Origin of the sequence: Tenacibaculum sp. HL-MS23 (assembly GCF_032463465.1) — a bacterium.
In the GTDB taxonomy this organism is placed as follows: domain Bacteria; phylum Bacteroidota; class Bacteroidia; order Flavobacteriales; family Flavobacteriaceae; genus Polaribacter; species Polaribacter bernardetii.
On sequence record NZ_CP135989.1, the window covers coordinates 2,428,407 to 2,447,511 of the forward strand.

The following is a 19,105-nucleotide window of genomic DNA, read 5'->3' on the forward strand; positions in this document are numbered from 1 at the left end:
GGATTTTAAGGTTAATTGGGTTTTGCGCCAAAACCCGTGTTATCACAAATATACTGATTTTTTTGGCAGTAAACAGTTAAGGTGTTTTTAATAAAAGACTCTACCTCAGTCTTTTCGGTGTTTGGGTATAGTACATGAACATTTGCTCCTGCATCGAGAGTAAAGCAAATATTACTGTTGTTTTGCGCTCTGTATTCCCAAATTTTATTAATCACCTCTAACGTATTAGGCTTCATTAATATAAAATACGGGTTACTTGTAAGCATCATTGCATGCAAGGTTAATGCTTCACTTTCAACTAAATTAATAAACTCTTTTATGTCTCCGTTTTGAAGAATAGTAGATATTTTAGATAAATTTTCGTTTGCCTGTGTAAAGCGTTGTTCGGCATACGGATGGTTGTGCATTAAGTTATGACCAACTGTAGATGAAACTTGTTTCTCTCCTTTATCAACCAATAAAATAGTATCGCAATAGTTTTCGAAAATAGGGTGTATTTTATATGGAAATTTTACTCCGAATAAATCTGAACTTCCTTCAATTTCTGGGTGTTCTCCCCAAACGACCAAAGGACCTTCAATACTTCTACTGGCACTACCAGAGCCTAAACGGGCTAAAAAAGAAGCTTTTTTGTTAATAAATTCGTCTGTTAAATCAGAATTTAATTCTTTTTCAAGGTTTAATAAACACATTGCAATAGCACTCATTCCGCTTGCAGAAGAGGCAATTCCGCTACTGTGAGGAAAAGAATTCTCTGAAGAAATCACCATTTTATATTCTAAAATATAAGGGCAGTATTTTTCTATTCGCTTAAAAAATTCAGCAATTTTTGGTTTAAAATCATCCTTCTTTTTTCCTTCAAAAAACAATTCGAATTTTGCTTCGCTTGATTTTTCAATTTTTAAAAACTCAATCGTAGTAATTGTATGGCAGTTGTTAAGTGTAAAACTTATCGATGCATTTTTGGGAATTTGCGGATTGCTTTTTCCCCAATATTTTACTAAAGCGATATTACTTGGTGTTTGCCATGTATATGTAGCTTTTTCAATTGTTTTATTTGATTCTTTTGAAATAAAAAGTGCTGTATTCAAAGGTTTAAATTTTGCAGTAAAGATAAAATTTAGACTACACTTTTGCTAATTTTTGTAAAACGGATTCTTTGTAGCTTCTGCTTATAGGAATTGCCTTTTTACTAATCTCAATAAATTCGTTTGTATAAGAGGTTATTTGCTTTGTAGATACGATGTACGATCTATGAATTCGAATAAAATTATTTAAAGGCATTTTTAATTCTAAATTACTAATACTTTCTCTCGTAACAATTGTGTTTGTTTCGGTAAATATTTTTACATAATCGCCTAGACTTTCTATATACAAAACATCGCTAAAGTTTATTTTAACCATCTTTCTGTCTGCTCTTACAAACATATAATCAGACTTAATTTCTTTAGTTTTTTCTATGATTTTAGGGGTGTTTATATCTAGCACTTTTTGAGTAGCTTGTAAGAAACGATCAAAAGCAATTGGTTTTAATAAATAATCTACCACGTTTAAATTAAATCCGTCTACGGCATAATCTCTATAAGCAGTTGTGAAAATTATTTTAGATTTTTTATTGATAATTTTTGCTAAACTTAAGCCTGTAATTTCGGGCATATTAATATCTAAGAAATATAAATCTACAGATTCATTTTGCATAAAAATAATTGCCTCAGCAGCATTTTTACACATTTTAATAAGCTCTAAGTTTGGTGTTTTTTCAATGAATGAAGCTATTATTTCTCTAGCCATAGGTTCATCATCAACAATAACACAGCGTAATTTATCAATCATTTTTTAAAGGCGTTTTTAATTCAACTCTAAAACTGTTTTTTGTTTGTGAAATATCTAAATGATACGATTTCCCGTATAGCATCTCTAATCGTTTTTTTATATTTTCTAGCCCGATTCCTTTTTTTGATGACGTATTGTTTTTTGTTGAATTTTTTATTTCAAAAAAAAGTAAATTGTTAGCTGTTTTTAATTTGATGTCAACCTTTAAAACAGCATCTACTTGTGCTCCATGTTTAAAAGAATTCTCTACAAATGGCAATAATAACATCGGGGCAATTTGAATGTTTTCTTGATGTATTTCTTTATCAAAACTTACGAATAAACTTTCACGAAAGCGCATTTTTTCTAACGAGATATAATCTTCAATATGATTAACTTCATCATTTAAAAACACTAATGGCTTTTCTACCTGATATAAAATATAATCTAATAAATTAGAAAGTTTTAAAATCATATCAGGAGCTTCATCAGACTTTTTTAAAGCAAAACCATATAAAGTATTAAGAGTGTTGAATAAAAAATGTGGATGAATTTGCATTTTTAAAAACTTTAATTCTTGTTCTTTTAGTTGTAGTTGCGTTGCTAAGAATTTGTTTTTTAAGTCTTCGTTTTTTAATACAGACTTGTAATTATTTATAATTAATCCAATACTAATTGCAACAAAAAAAATAAAATATACTGCTAAAGTTATAAATATAAGCCCTTTTGTAATTGGTGTGCCATCCCCTGTTTTTAAGTTGTCAGAAAAAACTAAGCCATAAAATATCGATACAAGAATAAAAAAGAAAGAAATTATAAAAGTGTACGCAGTATATAAAATAAATAGTTGCTGTTTTTTAAGAAGTAAATATTTAGGGATTAAATAAAAATAAAAAAAATAACTACTACCAATAGTAATTGGCATTAAGAACAGCGAAAAACGATTTATGTATGCGATGTTTTCACTTCCGTAACCTAAAAAATAAGTATAAAATAAATATACGGCTATCCAAAATAAAAGATGGATTACTGTTTCTATAATAAATTTAGGTATAAAGTGTCGTTTTTTCATACGCTTGCAATATCTACTTTTTTACGTTGTTTTATGTTTTTTTGAGATAAAATTCGCTTATTTGTAGGTAGGATACCAATTTACCTATTTTTACTAAAATATGCTTTAAACTTGTTGTTTACGGTTTTTTTCTTTGCAATTATCGAAATAAATAGAAAGGTATAAGCTTTAAAGATACTTTTGAATCATAATAACTTTAAAACTTACTAATATGAATTTTTTAATTATCAATTTATTACAAGATGGCGGAGCAATGTTTATGTACCCGTTATTATTTATATTAATTATCTGCATTGCTTTAATTGCAAAAGCCTTCTTAAGAAGCACTGAAAATGATAAAGTAGTGTTACTAATTAAGCACATAAGTTTATTTGCACTAGTTTATGGTTTTTTTGGATTTATGATGGGGATGATTCAAGCATTTGATTCGATATCTAGTTTAAATGGAGATATTGCTTCTCCTATTTTAGCAGGAGGTTTAAAAATCGGATTACTTTCACCTTCTTTTGGTATGTTTGTGTTCTTAATAACAAGATTGGGGCTTATCGGTTTAACATTAAAGAATAATAAACACTAAAACTATAATAGTATGAAAAATAAGTTTATAATTACTATCGTGGTTGTGTGTTCTTTTTTAAGTTGCGCAAAAAATCAAAATTTAGACGATTATTTAGCATCACTAGAAAAAGAAAAAAAGGCAATGGGAACTGTTTCTGTTTTTAAAGAAGGAAAAGAGTTTTATACAAAGTCTATTGGTTATTCAAATATCAATTTAAATAAAAAAAACAATTCTGAAACAAAATTCCGAATAGGCTCTATTAGTAAAACGTACACGGCAACAATTATATTACAGTTGGTAGATGAAGGTAAACTTTCTTTAAATACGAAACTAAAAGATTTCTTCCCTACGATTCCTAATTCAGAGAATATTACAATTTCTGATATGCTGTATCACCGTAGCGGAATCTTTAATATAACAACTGATAAAAATTTTGAAGTTTGGATTAGCGAACCTCGAGATAGAGCAGAAGTGATTGCGAAAATCAAAGAGTATCAAAGCTTATTTACGCCAAATTCTATAACTGAGTATTCTAATTCTAATTATATTTTATTAGCATATATAGCAGAAGATGTAGATAAGGAAACATTTGCAGATATTATTCAAAACAGAATAGTCAAAAAAATAGGAGTATCTAAAACAGCTTTCGGAAAAGATATTGACTTTTCTAACAACGAAGCAATGTGTTACTACCCAGAAAACAATAAATGGCATCCAATAACTTTTCATACAAATTTATTAGGAACCATGGGAGCGGGAGGAATTACAGCAACCGCAAACGAAGTAAGTGTTTTTTATAATGCGCTTTTTACAGGTAAACTGTTGTCAGAAAAAAGCTTAGAGTTAATGACAACTCCAAAAGAAAAAATGGGTATGGGTATTTCTGTAGATGAGTTTAATGGTATGGTTGTTTATGGGCACGATGGCGCTATTGATGGTTTTAGATCGATGGCAGCATATATTCCTGAATTAAAACTTACTATTTCATTTACTTTTAATGCATCTTCAGGTTCATCAACACAAAAATTAATGCAAATTTTCAAATCGTATAAATATACCATCAATCAAAAGAAGTAATCGTTTTCTGGTTAGTTTTTTAAAATACCCATTTTTAGCACAAAAATGGGTATTTTTGTGTTTGTAAATACATATTGATATGAGTAGAAAAATAAAACTGATATGGGACTTTAAAGGTCCAGATGGCTTAGCAACCGCAAAGCACCATTGTATTCATTTAAAAGAATTTGCACAAATAGATAGTTTAACGTATTATGAGGTAAATCATACAGAGTTAAACCCAATGCACACCATTGCTTTTATTGTAGTAGATGAAAGTGATATGAAAATTTTTAGAGACGCTTTAAAGCCTCATAGAGGGGAATTAGCTTAATTAATTTAAATAAAATAAAATTATGTTTTTAATAAACGCTTTAGCAAAACCAAAAAAATCATCAGAACATTATAATGAAGTTGTAGGAGCTTATGTAAGCTTATATATCGATTATAAAGATATCGAAGGAGCTCTTAAATTAGCAAAGCATTACATAAAAGATGAAGGTTGGAAAGTATCAGAAATAGAAGAAGAATATTTTACTTTAGATTCTGCAGATGATGTTGACGAAGATCAAAAAGAATTTTATGAAGAAGCAATTGAGTACGGTTACACAATTGTTTTTAATTGTTACGAAGAGGAATAATCTTTGTTTTTAAAAAACTGTTATAAAATTGACTATCTTTCAAACAAAAAATGTTATGAAAGGTAGTCTTCTTTTTTGTACGACACTTTTAATGTCTATTGCTGGGTTTTCGCAGCATAAATTCTCCACATATACAGCACATAAATCAATAACAGAAGCAATTCGAATAAACAACGAATTAATAGCTGGTAGAACTTCTTTTTTGAAAAACAGGCATTGGCAAAACCATTAATGTTTCAGAATACAAAAATAAAAATTGCAGAGTTTAATAGATTGTCAAACAATGTTTCAAGATATATAGAAGTAATTCAGAAAGAGGTAAATACCGAGCAAGTTTTGTACGATATGCTAACGCGAGATTTTTATAAAAACATCTTGTTTAAAAACGACAAAGATTTAAGTTTTAAAGGAATGAAGTTAAAAACTAAAATAGATAGTTTATATAATCATGCCGTTAAAATTAATGTGCATAAATTATCTCAGCTTGATAATTTTTATAATGGCCACTTTAAAACAAATGATGTTTTTTATGATTTTGATGAAAATGAATTAGATTATTTTGAATATCGTTTTTATGATAAATCTAATTATGGCATTATGATGGCAATGAACTGTTTGCTTTTAGATGTTAAGACATTTCAGTTATTGTATTTTGGTACCGTTATGAGCTATTAAATATTTTTTTGAAATTTAAGTAGCTTTCTGTCTCATATTCAGATATTTTAAGTAATTTCGCGGGCTAAATTATTTCATACAAATGAAACGTATTAAAGAATATAAAAAGCTTTTTAGTGTTGAAGGAGCTATCGATTTAAAGGACTTGAAAAAAACGTACCGAGGATTGGTAAAAGAATGGCACCCAGATAAATTTCAGGAAGAAGAAAAGAGGTTAGAGGCAGAAGATGTAAGTACTAAAATTATTGATGGTTATCATTTTTTAGTAAGTATTGCTCCTGAAACTAAAGAAGCAAATGCAGCAGCATATCACACCACTATTACTGAGTTTAAAGTAGCTGATTATCACCATAAAAGTATGTTGTTAGAAGTTACTTTTACTGATGGAAATACCTACGAGTATTTTGGAGTTACTAAAAAAATGTTTTTAAAATTTTTAAACGCTAAATCGATAAATAACTTCGGAAAAAGAAATATTTTTAATTCTTTTACCTACAGAAAATCAATGAAAGCGTCAGCTACAGTTTAATATAAAATTAAACGATATTATTAAAAAAGACCATTTACTATGTTTAGTAAATGGTCTTTTTTATGTGTAAAATAATGTTATTCAGCAATGCTTTTCGCACAAATATATCCGCCTGTCCACGCGTTTTGAAAATTAAATCCGCCAGTAACGGCATCAATATTTAAAACTTCACCTACAAAAAAGAGGTTTTTATGTAGCTTACTTTCAAATCGCTTAAAGTTTATTCCTTTTAAATCTACACCACCAGCTGTTACAAATTCATCTTTAAAAGTTGTACGACCGTTTGCATTAAATAAACCTTTTGTTAATTGAGTAGCTAAATTATTTAATTGTTTATTACTTAAATCGCCCCAATTCTGAGCCGTTTTAATTTCTGCAGCTGCAACAAAACGTTCCCATAAACGACGAGGAATATCTGCAAAAGGTGATTTTAAATTCACTTGTTTTCTGGCTTGTGCGTTTTTAAGATCAGATAATTCATCTAAAACACTATCAAAATCTTGTCCTAACCAATTTACTTCAACATTGTATTGATAGTTTTTATCAGCTAAAATTCGTGCACCAAAAGCAGAGAGTTTTAAAATTGCGGGTCCGCTTAATCCCCAATGCGTAATTAATAAAGGTCCTGAGTTTTCTAGATTTGTTCCCACTAATTTTACCCCGGCATTTGGCACTGATATTCCGCCTAAATCGATAATTCGTTTATCTTTTATATTAAAAGTAAACAAAGAAGGCACAGGTTCTATAATCGCATGGTCTAAGGTTTTACATAAATCCCAAACTTTCTTAGAACTACCCGCGGCGATAACTAAAGAATTAGCCTCAAATTGTTGTTCTTTTGTGTTGATAACCCACTTGTTTTCTTGTTGATAAACTGAATTTACACCGTGATTTTTTAACACCGTAATACCAAGGTTATCAACAGCATTCTGAAAACAATCTATAATGGCTTGTGAGGTGTTTGCTTCAGGAAAAACACGATTATCACTTTCAATTTTTAAAGGAATTCCTCTGTCGTCAAACCACTCAAAAGTATCACCAGTCATAAACTGATGAAAAGGTCCTAGTAATTCTTTTTCTCCTCTCGGATAAAATTTTACAAGTTCCTTAGGTTCAAAACAAGCATGAGTAACGTTACAACGACCACCACCAGAAATTTTTACTTTTTGCAAAACTTCTTTTCCTTTTTCGAGAATGGTAATGTCTAATTCAGGATTATTTTCTTTAGCGTTTATAGCCGTGAAAAAACCTGCTGCACCACCGCCAATTATAATTACTTTTTTCATTTGTAGAAAAACCTCTCGACTGCACTCGAGGAGACATTTTAAGATTAACTTGTCAGGTCGAGCGCAGTCGAGACCTGTTTTGATTTATAAAATCATTTCTTTGTAAGGAACAATTGTATTGTAGCCTTTTTCTTTAAAATATGTTGAGGTATTTTCATTACCCGCAGCTAAAACAAAATCGCCACCCCAAGCACCTAAACTTTTTATTTCACCGAAATAATCAGGAAAAAGACGTTTTTTAACTGGAGTTTGTTTAATAATTGAGCTAATTATTTGCTCATGCTCAATTATTATTTTAGCTAAACTCTTAGAAGAATTAGCCTTTAAAAACTCTTGAGTTAGCTCATTTATTTCCGGAATTAGCTTTTTAGCTTCTTCTCGATGTTCTTTATATTGTGCGATTCCTTCTCTGCTATTTTGCTTCTGATTTAAATACACAAAAAACAACTCATCTTTAAAATCGGGGTTGAATTTTACCTCACTAACAATAGGTGTCATCTCGAGCGCAGTCGAGAGGTTCTTTTTTAATTGATATAAGATAGGGTTGTTATTACTAGCGCAAGCAATATCATACCCACTACCAGAAAAGGCATTCCATAATAAGGTAAACGGATTCACATTTGCCCAATTAGCAATGTTGTTTATCAATGTAGATGAGCTTCCTAATCCCCAATTCTGAGGAAAAGTTAAGTTCGTTTTTACCATAAAACCACCGTCAGAATTTAAAAAATCAGGATTTAACTTTTTAGCTTCATGTAAAATATCAGATAAGGTTTCTGCAATAACTTCCGCATTTCCTTGTTTATCAGCATTAAAAGTAGCTGAGGTTAAACGCAATTTTGGTAAATCGAAAGTAGCTTCAAACCAGCATTCGCCTGTATTAGTAAAGCTAGCCCAAATAAGTTGTGATTCTTTTATCGGTTCGATAATTAAATCTTGACCAAACTTAGTAGGCACCGCTAAAGATGTTGCTCCGTCAAGAACTACATATTCACCTGTTAATAATAATTTTCCGTTAGAATAATATTTTCCCAATACAATTGTCAGGTCGAGCGCAGTCGAGACCTCTTTTAATGTTTGTAATCTGACCTCTCGACTGCGCTCGAGGAGACAATTAATACTATTTTCTTAACTCTTTAAATTTATCAACTACAGCGCTATGAGAAACGGTTCTTTTATCAAAATAAGCAGTTATAGTATCTCTTTCTTCAGCAGTTGCTTCTAATTGATTTAAAATATTTTGCAAGTGCATTTTCATGTGCCCATGCTGAATTCCTTTAGTTGTTAAAGCGCGTAATGCAGCGAAATTCTGAGCTAAACCAGCAGCAGCAATAATTTGCATTAATTCTCTTGCAGATGGTTTTTGCATCATATCTAACGATAATTTTGCCATCGGATGTAAAGCTGTTAAACCACCAACGGTTCCGAGTGCTAAAGGAATTTCAATCCAAAATTTAAAAATGCCTTCTTTAATTTCACAATGTGTTAAACTTTTATACTGTCCGTCTTTAGAAGCGTAGGCATGTGCACCAGCTTCAATCGCTCTAAAGTCATTACCGGTAGCTAAAACAACGGCGTCTATACCGTTCATAATTCCTTTGTTGTGCGTAACGGCTCGGTAAGGTTCTATTTCGGCTATTTTTACCGCTTGCTCGAATTTCTGTGCAAATTTATGAGGGTCTTTACCTCCTAAATCTTCTATTTTACAGCTCACTTCTGCTTTAACCACACAATCTGTAACGTAGTTAGAAAGGATGCTCATTACGATTTCAATATCATCACGTCTAAACTGATTAGCCATTGCTTCTAAACACGAATTAATAAAATTCGCGCCCATGCTATCTTTTGTTTCAAAAGTAACATGTAACTGGTAGTAATTTGCAAGTTTATTAGTTTTATCAACTAATTGAATGTCTAAAATACCTCCACCGCGTTTTTCCATGTTTTTTGTAATGGAAGCTGTTGCGTCGTATAATTTAGATTTTTGTTGATCAAAATAGTTTTCTAATTCCGTCTTATCACCTTCATACATAAAATGTACTTGTCCGATTTTGGTGGTAGCAATAACTTCAGTTTTAAAACCACCGCGCGTACTCCAATATTTTGCAACTAACGAAGCTGCTGCAACAACCGAACTTTCTTCAATAACCATCGGTACTACATAATCGCGATTGTTTATTACAAAGTTAGGCGCAATACCATACGGCATGTAAAAATTAGAAAGCGTATTTTCTATAAAATCGTCATGTAGTTGTTGTAATTTTTCATCTACATTCCAATACTGTTTTAGTGTTTGTGTAATTTCTGGTTGGTTGTTAAAATAAGTTTTAGCCAACCAATTTATTTTTTCCTCTTTAGTAAGTTTAGAAAATCCAGTAATAATTTTAGACATTGTCTATAAAATTTAGGTGGCTCAAAGATAAATGAATCTTGTTAAAATAGCTTTCATATTTAGTATTTCTAACTTTTTTGATGTGTTTTATGGCGATTTTTCCGTAAACTTGGCAAACTTTTTAGATAAACAACAACTTAAGATGAAAAAAATATTACTGCTTTTCATAGGATTATCTTCGCTGTTACAAGCACAGAAAAAAGATATTTCTTTAGAAGATATTTGGAAAAAAGGCACATTTAGAGCCGATTACATGAATTCATTAAACTCAATGAATGGTGATTTTTATTCTTTATTAAATTACGAAAACGGAAATTCGTCGGTAGATAAATACAATTATAAAACTTTAGAAAAAGTTGAAACAATTGTTAATAGTAAAGATTTAAATGGTTTAAATACATTTAGATCATATAGTTTTAATAGTGATGAAACGAAGTTGATTTTAGGAACAAACTTCAAACCAATATTCCGTCGTTCTTTCTTAGGTACATTTTATGTATATGATATCGCTTCAAAAACATTAAAGTTAATAGGAGAAGATATTCAGCGACCAACTTTTTCGCCAGATAGCAAAAGAGTTGCCTATGCAAAAGACAATAACTTATTTATTAGAGATTTTTCTAGCAATACAATTGTTCAAATAACAAAAGACGGTGAGAAAAATAAAATTATAAATGGTATTACCGACTGGGTTTACGAAGAAGAATTTGGATTTGTGCGTGCTTTTGAATGGAGTGCTGACGGAAGCAATCTAGCTTTTTTACGTTTTGATGAAAGTGCTGTAAAAACATTTTCAATGGATGTTTATGGTAAAGGGAAATACCCAACTCAAGATGTTTTTAAATATCCAAAGGCAGGAGAAGATAATGCGAAAGTTACCTTACATGTGTATTCTTTAGATACTAACGGAACAGCTAAAATTATTTTCGGAGAGTATGAATACATCCCTAGAATTAATTGGACAAAGGATGGTAACATTTTAGCGGTACGTACTTTAAATCGTCATCAAAATGATTTGAAAATGTATTTTATTAATGCTAAAACATATGATACTACATTAATATTAACAGAAACGGATGAAGCTTATGTGGATGTAACGGACGATTTAACATTTTTAAATGATAATAGTTTTATCTGGACGAGTGAAAAAGACGGTTACAATCATATCTATCACTACAATAATAAAGGTGAATTAATAAATCAGGTAACAAAAGGAAACTGGGAGGTAACTTCTTATTATGGTTTTGATGCTGATAAAAAAACAATTTACTATCAATCAGTAGAAAACGGATCTATAAATAGAGGTGTTTATAGTGTCTCTTTAACGGGTGAGAATAAAAATATAATAAGTAATCCTTTAGGAACAAATAGCGCATCGTTTAGTAAGAACATGCATTATTTTATAAATACATTTTCTGATGCGAATACGCCAAATGTATATTCTTTAAGAAACGATACGGGTAAAGTATTAAAAATAGTAAAAGACAATGCAGCTTTAAAAGAAGTTATTGCAGGATATAATTTAAGTGAAAAAGAGTTTTCTACCATTAATATAAACGGAAACGACTTAAATATGTATACAATAAAGCCTGTTAATTTCGATTCAAATAAAAAATATCCAGTATTAATGTATCAATATTCTGGGCCAGGATCTCAAAATGTATCAAATAGTTGGAACGGATCTAACGATTATTGGCACCAAATGTTGGCTCAAAACGGTTACATGATTGTTTGTGTTGATGGTAGAGGAACAGGTTTAAAGGGTAGAGATTTTAAAAAAATCACTCAAAAGCAATTAGGTAAATACGAAGTTGAAGATCAAATAGCAGTCGCTAAAGAATTAGCAAACTTATCATATGTAGATGCAAATAGAATTGGAATTTGGGGTTGGTCTTACGGTGGTTTTATGAGTACTAACTGTATTTTAAAAGGAAACGATGTATTTGCGGCAGCAATAGCAGTTGCACCGGTAACTACTTGGCGTTTTTATGATAGTATTTATACTGAGCGTTACATGCAAACACCTGAAGAGAATCCTACAGGTTATGATGAGAACTCTCCATTAAATTATCCAGAATTACTAAAAGGAAAGTACTTGTTAATTCATGGTACAGCTGATGATAATGTACATGTACAAAATGCATTTAGAATGGCAGAAGCTTTAATACAAGCCAACAAGCAATTCGAATGGGGAGTGTATCCTGATAAAAATCACGGAATTTACGGTGGTAATACACGTATACACTTGTATACGAAAATGACGAATTTTATTAAAAATAACTTATAAAATATAAAATATAAAATATGAACACAGTTAAACAAGAAGATTTCTTGGGACATCCTAAAGGACTATATGTATTATTTTTTGTAGAAATGTGGGAGCGTTTTTCATATTACGGTATGAGAGCCATCTTAACATTGTATTTAGCGGCTCCTATATTATTAGGAAGTCCACAGTCAGGTTTTGGATGGACAAACGCAGAAACAATATCTTTCTACGGTACATATACGATGCTTGTTTATTTAACATCAATACCTGGTGGTTGGATTGCAGATAAATACATTGGTCAGAAAAAAGCCGTAATGTTAGGAGGTATTCTATTATGTATAGGTCATGGTATTCTTGCAGTTGATGCTCAATGGGCATTCTTTACGGGGTTATTGTTTATTGTGATAGGTGTTGGGTTCTTAAAGCCAAATATTTCTACAATGGTTGGTGGATTATACTCAAAAGGAGATGATAGAAGAGATAAAGGTTTTTATGTGTTTTATATAGGAATTAACTTAGGAGCTTTTTTAGGAGCTTTAGCAGTTGGTATCGTTGCAGCAGAATATGGATGGCATTATGGTTTTGGTCTTGCTGGTATCGGTATGGCTTTAGGACAAGTTGTATACATGTACGGTTTAAAATATTTAGAAGGAGTTGGTGATTTTATTGGTCAACAAGACTCTCCTAATAAAGAATTAATGAACAAACCATTAAATGCAGTTGAAAAAGACAGAATGTTGGTAATGTTTTTATCATTCTTAATTATTATTGTTTTCTGGGGAGCTTTTGAGCAAGCTGGTGGATTAATGAGTTTATATACTGAGCAAAAAACAGATAGATTACTTGCTTTTATTGGTTATGAAGTTCCAGCAGCTACATTCCAATCAATTAATGCTTTTTTTATCATTGTATTTGGTACAGCAGTTGGAGCATTTTGGCATAAATGGGGGAGAAAAGGAAAAGAATCTTCATCATTATTTAAAATGGCTATCGGTGTAATTATTATGGCTTTTGGTTTTTTCTTTATGAGTAAAGCTAGTACAGAAGTTGTTATGGATGGAGATAAAGTAATTGAAAAATCAGCAATGATATGGTTAGTGTTGGCATATTTATTTCACACAATTGGTGAGTTATGTGCTTCGCCAGTAGCTTTATCATTTATTACAAAGTTAGCACCAGTAAAATATGCATCTTTTATGATGGGGGCTTACTTTGCAGCTACAGGATTAGGAAATAAAGTAGCAGGAATGGTTGGAGCCATGTCTGAAGGCGCAGGTGAATTTCAGGTGTTTACAGGAATTGCAGTTTTCTGTACTATTTTTGGAGCATTGATTATTTTAATATTAAAACCTCTAAAACGATTAACACATGGAGCTGAAGATATTAAAGATCACTCTAAGAATGAAGCTGAAGGATTTGAATTAGCGGAGAATAACTAAAAATAAAAACAAAACCTTGTGATATTTACTATTGCAAGGTTTTTTTATTCATAAATTATATAACAAAAATATGAGTACAAACACTGTTAGATTTGAAGGTTCAGAAATGAACCGTAAGTTACTGATGGGACACCCATCAGGTTTATTTGTTCTTTTCTTTACTGAAATGTGGGAACGTTTTTCTTATTACGGAATGAGAGCAATCTTAGTATTGTTTTTAACTTCTGCAGTTACAGGAGATAATCCTGGTTGGGGATGGTCAAGAGAAGATGCATTAGGTTTATACGGAACATATACAATGCTAGTTTACTTTTCTCCAATTATTGGAGGGTATTTAGCGGATAAGTTTTTAGGATATCGATTTTCGGTAGCAATCGGTGCATTTATAATGACATTCGGACACGCAGCTATGGCTTTAAACACACCTTGGAGTTTGTATTTAGGTATTGGTTTGTTAGTAGCAGGAAATGGTTTGTTTAAACCGAATATTACATCTATTATTAATGGTGTTTATAAAAATGCCCAAGATAAAAAAGATGGCGCTTTTACGATATTCTATATGGGAGTAAACGCGGGTGCTTTTGTTGGTATTTTACTTTGTGGTTATGTTGGTGAAACAGCAGGATGGCATTATGGATTCGGATTAGCAGGTATATTTATGTTTTTAGGAATGTTGCAGTTTTGGTTTGCTCAAGGAATTTTTGGTAGCATAGGATTGTCTCCATCTAAAACAATTGAATATAATGACGCCATTGAAAATGTTGATGAAAAGACAACAATTGTAGAAGAGAAAGTACCAGCAAATGTTCAGAGAGATCGTTATATTGTTGTAGGTATTCTTGCCTTTTTTACAATTTTCTTTTGGGCTGCTTTTGAACAAGCAGGTGGTTCTATGACTATTTTTGCAGGTGATTACACAAATAGGGTTTTACAAGGAAGTTCTGCTGATATCTTTAGAGTTGCAAATACATTATTAACAGTAATACCTTTATTAATAATAACATATGTTTTAATTCAATTATTTAAAATAACTTTTAAAAAATATGCATTATCTAATATTTTCTTAGGTACAAGTTTTGCTATTATTTGGTGTGTTGTTATTTGGATGTTGAAAAATCAATTTAGTGATGTTAAAACAGAAGTGCCAGCATCGTGGTTCTCTATTTTAAATTCATTTTATATCATTGCTTTTGCGCCATTAATTTCAAAAATATGGGAAAGTAAATTTAACCCACATGCAACTGTGAAATTCGGAATGGGATTAGTGCTTTTAGGGTTAGGTTTTGGAGTGTTAGCTTATGGTTCTGCAGAAATTCCACAAGGAGCGCAAACAGCTTCTGTAAGTATGATTTGGTTAATATTAGCTTATTTATTACATACTTTAGGTGAATTATGTTTGTCACCTGTCGGTTTATCATATGTTTCTAAACTGGTTCCAGCATCTACAATTGGTGTAATGTTCGGACTTTGGTATATTGCAATAGGTATGGGTAATAAAGCAGCAGGATCTATGGGAGGTATGATTGATAAAATTACTACAGCTTATGATATGAGTACATTCTTTTTAATATTTACGATTGTACCAGTTCTTGCCGGGTTTATTTTAATGAGCCTAACACCATTGGTTAAAAAATTAATGCACGGAGTTAAGTAGTATTAAACTCTTATAAAAAAGTTAAAAAAACTTTACAGCCTGTCAATTATTAATAATTGACAGGTTTTTTTGTAAATTTGGAATACTTATTGAGACCTAAGAGATATGAAGAAATTAATTTTAGTAACCGTATTTGTATTTATTTCAGTTGGAGTAAAAGCACAACAAGAAGTTAATTGGTTAACTTTTGAAGAAGCGATAGAAAAAAACAAAGAAACACCAAAACCTATTTTAGTCGATTTGTATACAGATTGGTGTGGTTGGTGTAAAAAAATGGATAAAACCACTTACAAAAACGATGTAATTGTAAAGTTTATAAATGACAACTTTTATGCTGTAAAAATGGATGGTGAAGGTAAAGAAGATATCAGTTTTAAAGGAAAAACATATAAGTTTGTTCAGCAAGGAAGAAGTAAATATCATGAATTAGCTGCAACAATTATGAAAGGGAAAATGAGTTACCCTTCTACCGCTTTTTTTAGCGCAGAAGAACAATTAATTCAAACAGTTCCTGGGTATTTAGATGAAAAGAAATTCGAAATGGTTTTAGCCTATTTTGCAAAAGATAATTACAAGAATACTAAATGGGCAAAGTTCTCAAAGAACTTTAAAGGTTCAATCTAAACAATAATAGTTTATCATTGTGAGGAAGGATTCAATTTGCTTACAGTTATTTTAATATATAAGCTCCGTTTTGCCCTGTATGGTGAAACGGAGTTTTTTGTTTCTTACAAGTCAATTTCCATCTATTTATATAACTTCTGTAATTACTTCCATCAGCAATTATTTTCTTTGGTTTTAAGGTTTTTATCAATCGAGTTAAGTTAATTTTAGGGGAATGTTGTAGTAGTACAATAGGATTTTTAATCGCAATATTATAAACACCTAAACTATCAATTATTAAAATGTTATCAGAATTAAACTTAAAGTAATTAGGTGTTTTATTGATAAAATAACTATTTATATTCTCATTTATCCGATAATCTATAATTGCTTTATCAGTAGTTGTTTTAAGACTATCCAAGTTGTGAAAAACATGTAATTGTTTTCCGTTTCTTTTTCCTAACATGTTTTTCCTACTTTTATTAAAAACTATAATTTCTTGCTTTTGATGTCGATTCTTTTTTTCGAAAATGAAAACAGTTTGTAGCATCACTATGGATGCAAGTAAAAATAATAATTGTGTTGTTTTTTTGATAATAACGAATTGATACGCAAATACGATTATAAAATACCAACCAAACATTTCGTAAAAAGACATCGATATTTCTTGCCATAGAAACCCTTCTTGATTTGAAACCCAATCAACTATTTTATTCATTAAAGAAATAACGAATCCGTAAATATCAACAAAAATCTGCGGAAGTAAATTTAACAACGCAAGCAGTATTACTAAGATTCCGCCAATTAAAATCCCACCTAAAAACGGAATAATTAAGATGTTTGATATTATAAAAAGCCCTGGAAATTGATGAAAATAATACAAGCTAATAGGTAATATTCCTACTTGAGCGGCAAGTGAGACTGTAATTAAACTCCAAATCTTATCTAGCAACCAAATTTTAGGTTTCCATAATTTGTAGAGTAGGGGTTGTACCCAAATAATTCCGAAAACAGCGAGGTAGCTCAACTGAAATCCAACATCAAACAAAAATAAAGGTTTAATTAATAATAAGAAAAACATCGAACTGATTAGCGAATATTCTACGATTCTTTTCTTTTTAAAAGAGGCACCAACAGCAATAAAAGTAAACATAGTTACTGCTCTAACGACAGAAGCCGATAAACCAGCTATAAAAGCAAACATCCATAGTAAGATAACGATTAGAACAGCTTTTATGATTACGCCATGTTTTAATCGTTCTAAAGGTTTAAATAACGATGATAATACGAGTAAGATAATTCCGATATGCAAACCTGAAATTGCCAAAATATGAACGGCACCGGCATTGATATAACTTTCCAAAAGGTTTTTAGAAATATCTTGTCGTTGCCCTAATAACAAGGCGTTAATCACCGAAAGTTCATCTTTACTAAAAGAATGTTTTTTTAAGGAAGTTTGAACCTTGTTTCTGAATTGAGCTGATAATCCGTAAATAGAAACAGTTCCTTTTTCTAATCTTTTGTAATCTTTTTTTTGGATAAATATTTGTTGATAGATGTATTGCTTTACTAAATAATCTTTATAATTAAATTGATATGGGTTTAAAGGATCGGCTAAGTTTTTAAACTCTGATTTCAAAAAGATACGATCATCAACATTTAAAACTCTTGATATGCTGTCTTTTTTTAGATTTAATAAAATAGTTCCGCTTGTTATTTTAGTATCAACCTGAATTACATCAGCGATAAATTTGCGATTATAATTTCCTGATTTTAGAACTTTACGAATTTTTACAATTACTCCTGAGTTGTCATTAATATGACGTTGATAGTAGTTATCATTATTTTTAGAGTTGTGTATCAATGAAGTTGAAACCCCAACAACGATAAAAAATAAAAGTGTAACAATAGAAAATAATTTACGTTTGTTATTTCTCTTTAATAGAAACAGCAGAAGCAAAAAAGAGAACATAAAGACGATTAAAAAGTTGAAATCATAGCGCCATATATTCGTGTAAAACTGTAAAATAATTCCGATTATTAAACAGCTTAAAAAATGGAAAGGAGAATATTGTAACAACTTTTTCATAACCCATTAAAGTTAATAAAAAATAATTAGCTATGTTTTTGACTTCTTTTCACACTTTTTTTACAATTCATTTTCAGTAACTTATAGATACAAGCGTATATTTGTGGTGTAGCATCTTAAAATAGTAGATTATGAAAACAAGAATAACCGTTGCCGCAATTTTAGTAATGATAATAAGTTTTGTTGTTCTCGGATTTGTAAACAAAAAGGAAACAAAAAAAGAAATAACTTCAGTAGCATCTGCAGAAGCAATTTCTACTGGTTTTGAAAATACTATTTTAAAATCAGCACCTGTAAGAAAACTAACTTACTTTGTAAGAGGGGCGAATAACAAAACAATTACAGAAGGTGAATTAAGTAACGTAAAAACCTTAAAAGCAGTATTTGAACATTATCCTACTAGTTGGATTGAAGAATATGTATTCATAGAAATTACCCGAGTAACGAACAGCAAAGAGATTAAGGAAGTATGCAAGAGTATTGTTTTAAATACAAAACAACAAGCACTTTTAAGAAATGCAAAAGTTGGAGATGATATACGTATTAAAATTGTTTATAAAACCAAGAACGCGGCTAAGAATTCTTTAAATACAAGCGAAATAAAAAAGACCCTAACTATTGTTCCAGATATCTCGGCTTGTTTTAAAGGAGCAGAAAATGCTTTAGAATCTTATTTAACAAACAACAGTTCTACAGAAATTAAGAATTGGAAGTTTAATCCAACACAAAGTGCTACTGCTACTTTTATGATTGATGAAAATGGAGACGCAATTAATGTAAATATTGTAGAATCTTCAGATATCATATCAATTGATAAAGCAATTAAGCAATTGCTAGAGCAAATGCCAAAATGGAAACCAGCGAAAAACAGTAAAGGAAAATCAGTACAACAAAAATTTGAATTAACAATTGGCGATACAGGTTGTTAATTAAGATATATTGTCATAATATATAATTTTAACTTATTTATGAATATCATAAACCAAAAAAGCAACCTAAATAAGGTTGCTTTTTTTAATATATTTAAAA

The 19,105-nt window shown here is 30.5% G+C and carries 18 protein-coding genes; 11 read left to right on the top strand and 7 right to left on the bottom strand.

Annotated features, from left to right (window positions below):
• Window positions 1-11: 11 nt before the first annotated feature.
• From RRF68_RS11365 to RRF68_RS11375, 3 genes are read right to left on the bottom strand one after another with little or no spacing between them, the layout of a single operon-like run.
• On the bottom strand, window positions 12-1,091 hold the full coding sequence (locus tag RRF68_RS11365) for a diphosphomevalonate decarboxylase (protein ID WP_315944417.1): 1,080 nt from the start codon (window positions 1,089-1,091) through the stop codon (window positions 12-14).
• A gap of 34 nt (window positions 1,092-1,125) precedes the next feature.
• On the bottom strand, window positions 1,126-1,833 hold the full coding sequence (locus RRF68_RS11370; protein ID WP_315944418.1) for a LytTR family DNA-binding domain-containing protein: 708 nt from the start codon (window positions 1,831-1,833) through the stop codon (window positions 1,126-1,128).
• Window positions 1,826-2,884, bottom strand: a complete 1,059-nt coding sequence (locus tag RRF68_RS11375; RefSeq protein ID WP_315944419.1) for a sensor histidine kinase — start codon at window positions 2,882-2,884, stop codon at window positions 1,826-1,828. Before RRF68_RS11375 ends, RRF68_RS11370 begins: the two co-directional genes overlap by 8 nt.
• A 211-nt stretch (window positions 2,885-3,095) precedes the next feature.
• On the opposite strand from RRF68_RS11375, the gene RRF68_RS11380 reads away from it, so the two are divergent.
• The 6 genes from RRF68_RS11380 to RRF68_RS11405 all read left to right on the top strand — a co-directional run bounded on the left by RRF68_RS11380 (window position 3,096) and on the right by RRF68_RS11405 (window position 6,344).
• The gene (locus RRF68_RS11380) at window positions 3,096-3,461 is read left to right on the top strand and encodes a MotA/TolQ/ExbB proton channel family protein (RefSeq protein WP_315944420.1); all 366 of its coding nucleotides are present in this window, start codon (window positions 3,096-3,098) and stop codon (window positions 3,459-3,461) included.
• A gap of 12 nt (window positions 3,462-3,473) precedes the next feature.
• Complete coding sequence (locus RRF68_RS11385; RefSeq protein WP_315944421.1) at window positions 3,474-4,520, top strand: serine hydrolase domain-containing protein; 1,047 nt, start codon at window positions 3,474-3,476, stop codon at window positions 4,518-4,520.
• Between the two features lie 79 nt (window positions 4,521-4,599).
• Window positions 4,600-4,833 carry a hypothetical protein gene (locus RRF68_RS11390; RefSeq protein WP_218772233.1) on the top strand — a complete coding sequence of 78 codons (234 nt, stop codon included), beginning with the start codon at window positions 4,600-4,602 and terminating at the stop codon, window positions 4,831-4,833.
• Between the two features lie 22 nt (window positions 4,834-4,855).
• On the top strand, window positions 4,856-5,140 hold the full coding sequence (locus RRF68_RS11395; protein WP_275316494.1) for a hypothetical protein: 285 nt from the start codon (window positions 4,856-4,858) through the stop codon (window positions 5,138-5,140).
• Between the two features lie 216 nt (window positions 5,141-5,356).
• Complete coding sequence (locus RRF68_RS11400; protein ID WP_315944422.1) at window positions 5,357-5,815, top strand: hypothetical protein; 459 nt, start codon at window positions 5,357-5,359, stop codon at window positions 5,813-5,815.
• A gap of 82 nt (window positions 5,816-5,897) precedes the next feature.
• On the top strand, window positions 5,898-6,344 hold the full coding sequence (locus RRF68_RS11405) for a KTSC domain-containing protein (RefSeq protein WP_315944423.1): 447 nt from the start codon (window positions 5,898-5,900) through the stop codon (window positions 6,342-6,344).
• Between the two features lie 77 nt (window positions 6,345-6,421).
• Here the strand turns inward: RRF68_RS11405 and RRF68_RS11410 are convergent, their stop codons facing one another.
• The 3 genes from RRF68_RS11410 to RRF68_RS11420 form a co-directional block, all read right to left on the bottom strand.
• Entirely contained in the window at window positions 6,422-7,630 is a 1,209-nt protein-coding gene (locus tag RRF68_RS11410) for an NAD(P)/FAD-dependent oxidoreductase (RefSeq protein ID WP_218772237.1), read from the bottom strand.
• A gap of 84 nt (window positions 7,631-7,714) precedes the next feature.
• The gene (locus RRF68_RS11415) at window positions 7,715-8,665 is read right to left on the bottom strand and encodes a GYDIA family GHMP kinase (protein WP_315944424.1); all 951 of its coding nucleotides are present in this window, start codon (window positions 8,663-8,665) and stop codon (window positions 7,715-7,717) included.
• Between the two features lie 85 nt (window positions 8,666-8,750).
• Window positions 8,751-10,022: a hydroxymethylglutaryl-CoA reductase, degradative gene (locus RRF68_RS11420; RefSeq protein WP_315944425.1), complete on the bottom strand. Its 1,272-nt coding sequence runs from the start codon at window positions 10,020-10,022 to the stop codon at window positions 8,751-8,753.
• A gap of 142 nt (window positions 10,023-10,164) precedes the next feature.
• Here RRF68_RS11420 and RRF68_RS11425 point away from each other — a divergent pair, with 142 nt between their 5' ends.
• The 4 genes from RRF68_RS11425 to RRF68_RS11440 all read left to right on the top strand — a co-directional run bounded on the left by RRF68_RS11425 (window position 10,165) and on the right by RRF68_RS11440 (window position 16,008).
• A complete protein-coding gene (locus RRF68_RS11425) occupies window positions 10,165-12,309 on the top strand; it encodes a S9 family peptidase (protein ID WP_315944426.1) in 2,145 nt (714 codons plus the stop codon).
• Between the two features lie 17 nt (window positions 12,310-12,326).
• Window positions 12,327-13,730, top strand: a complete 1,404-nt coding sequence (locus RRF68_RS11430; RefSeq protein ID WP_218772241.1) for a peptide MFS transporter — start codon at window positions 12,327-12,329, stop codon at window positions 13,728-13,730.
• A gap of 70 nt (window positions 13,731-13,800) precedes the next feature.
• A complete protein-coding gene (locus RRF68_RS11435; protein ID WP_315944427.1) occupies window positions 13,801-15,384 on the top strand; it encodes a peptide MFS transporter in 1,584 nt (527 codons plus the stop codon).
• Window positions 15,385-15,489: 105 nt separating this feature from the next.
• Window positions 15,490-16,008 (top strand): thioredoxin family protein, encoded by a 519-nt coding sequence (locus tag RRF68_RS11440; RefSeq protein WP_315944428.1) that lies wholly within the window; start codon window positions 15,490-15,492, stop codon window positions 16,006-16,008.
• Window positions 16,009-16,054: 46 nt separating this feature from the next.
• Here the strand turns inward: RRF68_RS11440 and RRF68_RS11445 are convergent, their stop codons facing one another.
• Window positions 16,055-18,076: a ComEC/Rec2 family competence protein gene (locus RRF68_RS11445; protein ID WP_315944429.1), complete on the bottom strand. Its 2,022-nt coding sequence runs from the start codon at window positions 18,074-18,076 to the stop codon at window positions 16,055-16,057.
• Window positions 18,077-18,207: 131 nt separating this feature from the next.
• Between RRF68_RS11445 and RRF68_RS11450 the strand changes: the two genes are divergently transcribed.
• A complete protein-coding gene (locus RRF68_RS11450) occupies window positions 18,208-19,005 on the top strand; it encodes an energy transducer TonB (protein WP_315944430.1) in 798 nt (265 codons plus the stop codon).
• The last annotated feature ends 100 nt before the right edge of the window (window positions 19,006-19,105 follow it).

Coding starts and splice junctions, on each gene's coding strand:
- RRF68_RS11370 (WP_315944418.1), bottom strand. CDS start 1,833: ATGATTGATAAATTACGCTGTGTTATTGTTGATGATGAACCTATGGCT.
- RRF68_RS11375 (WP_315944419.1), bottom strand. CDS start 2,884: ATGAAAAAACGACACTTTATACCTAAATTTATTATAGAAACAGTAATC.
- RRF68_RS11380 (WP_315944420.1), top strand. CDS start 3,096: ATGAATTTTTTAATTATCAATTTATTACAAGATGGCGGAGCAATGTTT.
- RRF68_RS11385 (WP_315944421.1), top strand. CDS start 3,474: ATGAAAAATAAGTTTATAATTACTATCGTGGTTGTGTGTTCTTTTTTA.
- RRF68_RS11390 (WP_218772233.1), top strand. CDS start 4,600: ATGAGTAGAAAAATAAAACTGATATGGGACTTTAAAGGTCCAGATGGC.
- RRF68_RS11395 (WP_275316494.1), top strand. CDS start 4,856: ATGTTTTTAATAAACGCTTTAGCAAAACCAAAAAAATCATCAGAACAT.
- RRF68_RS11405 (WP_315944423.1), top strand. CDS start 5,898: ATGAAACGTATTAAAGAATATAAAAAGCTTTTTAGTGTTGAAGGAGCT.
- RRF68_RS11410 (WP_218772237.1), bottom strand. CDS start 7,630: ATGAAAAAAGTAATTATAATTGGCGGTGGTGCAGCAGGTTTTTTCACG.
- RRF68_RS11420 (WP_315944425.1), bottom strand. CDS start 10,022: ATGTCTAAAATTATTACTGGATTTTCTAAACTTACTAAAGAGGAAAAA.
- RRF68_RS11425 (WP_315944426.1), top strand. CDS start 10,165: ATGAAAAAAATATTACTGCTTTTCATAGGATTATCTTCGCTGTTACAA.
- RRF68_RS11430 (WP_218772241.1), top strand. CDS start 12,327: ATGAACACAGTTAAACAAGAAGATTTCTTGGGACATCCTAAAGGACTA.
- RRF68_RS11435 (WP_315944427.1), top strand. CDS start 13,801: ATGAGTACAAACACTGTTAGATTTGAAGGTTCAGAAATGAACCGTAAG.
- RRF68_RS11440 (WP_315944428.1), top strand. CDS start 15,490: ATGAAGAAATTAATTTTAGTAACCGTATTTGTATTTATTTCAGTTGGA.
- RRF68_RS11445 (WP_315944429.1), bottom strand. CDS start 18,076: ATGAAAAAGTTGTTACAATATTCTCCTTTCCATTTTTTAAGCTGTTTA.
- RRF68_RS11450 (WP_315944430.1), top strand. CDS start 18,208: ATGAAAACAAGAATAACCGTTGCCGCAATTTTAGTAATGATAATAAGT.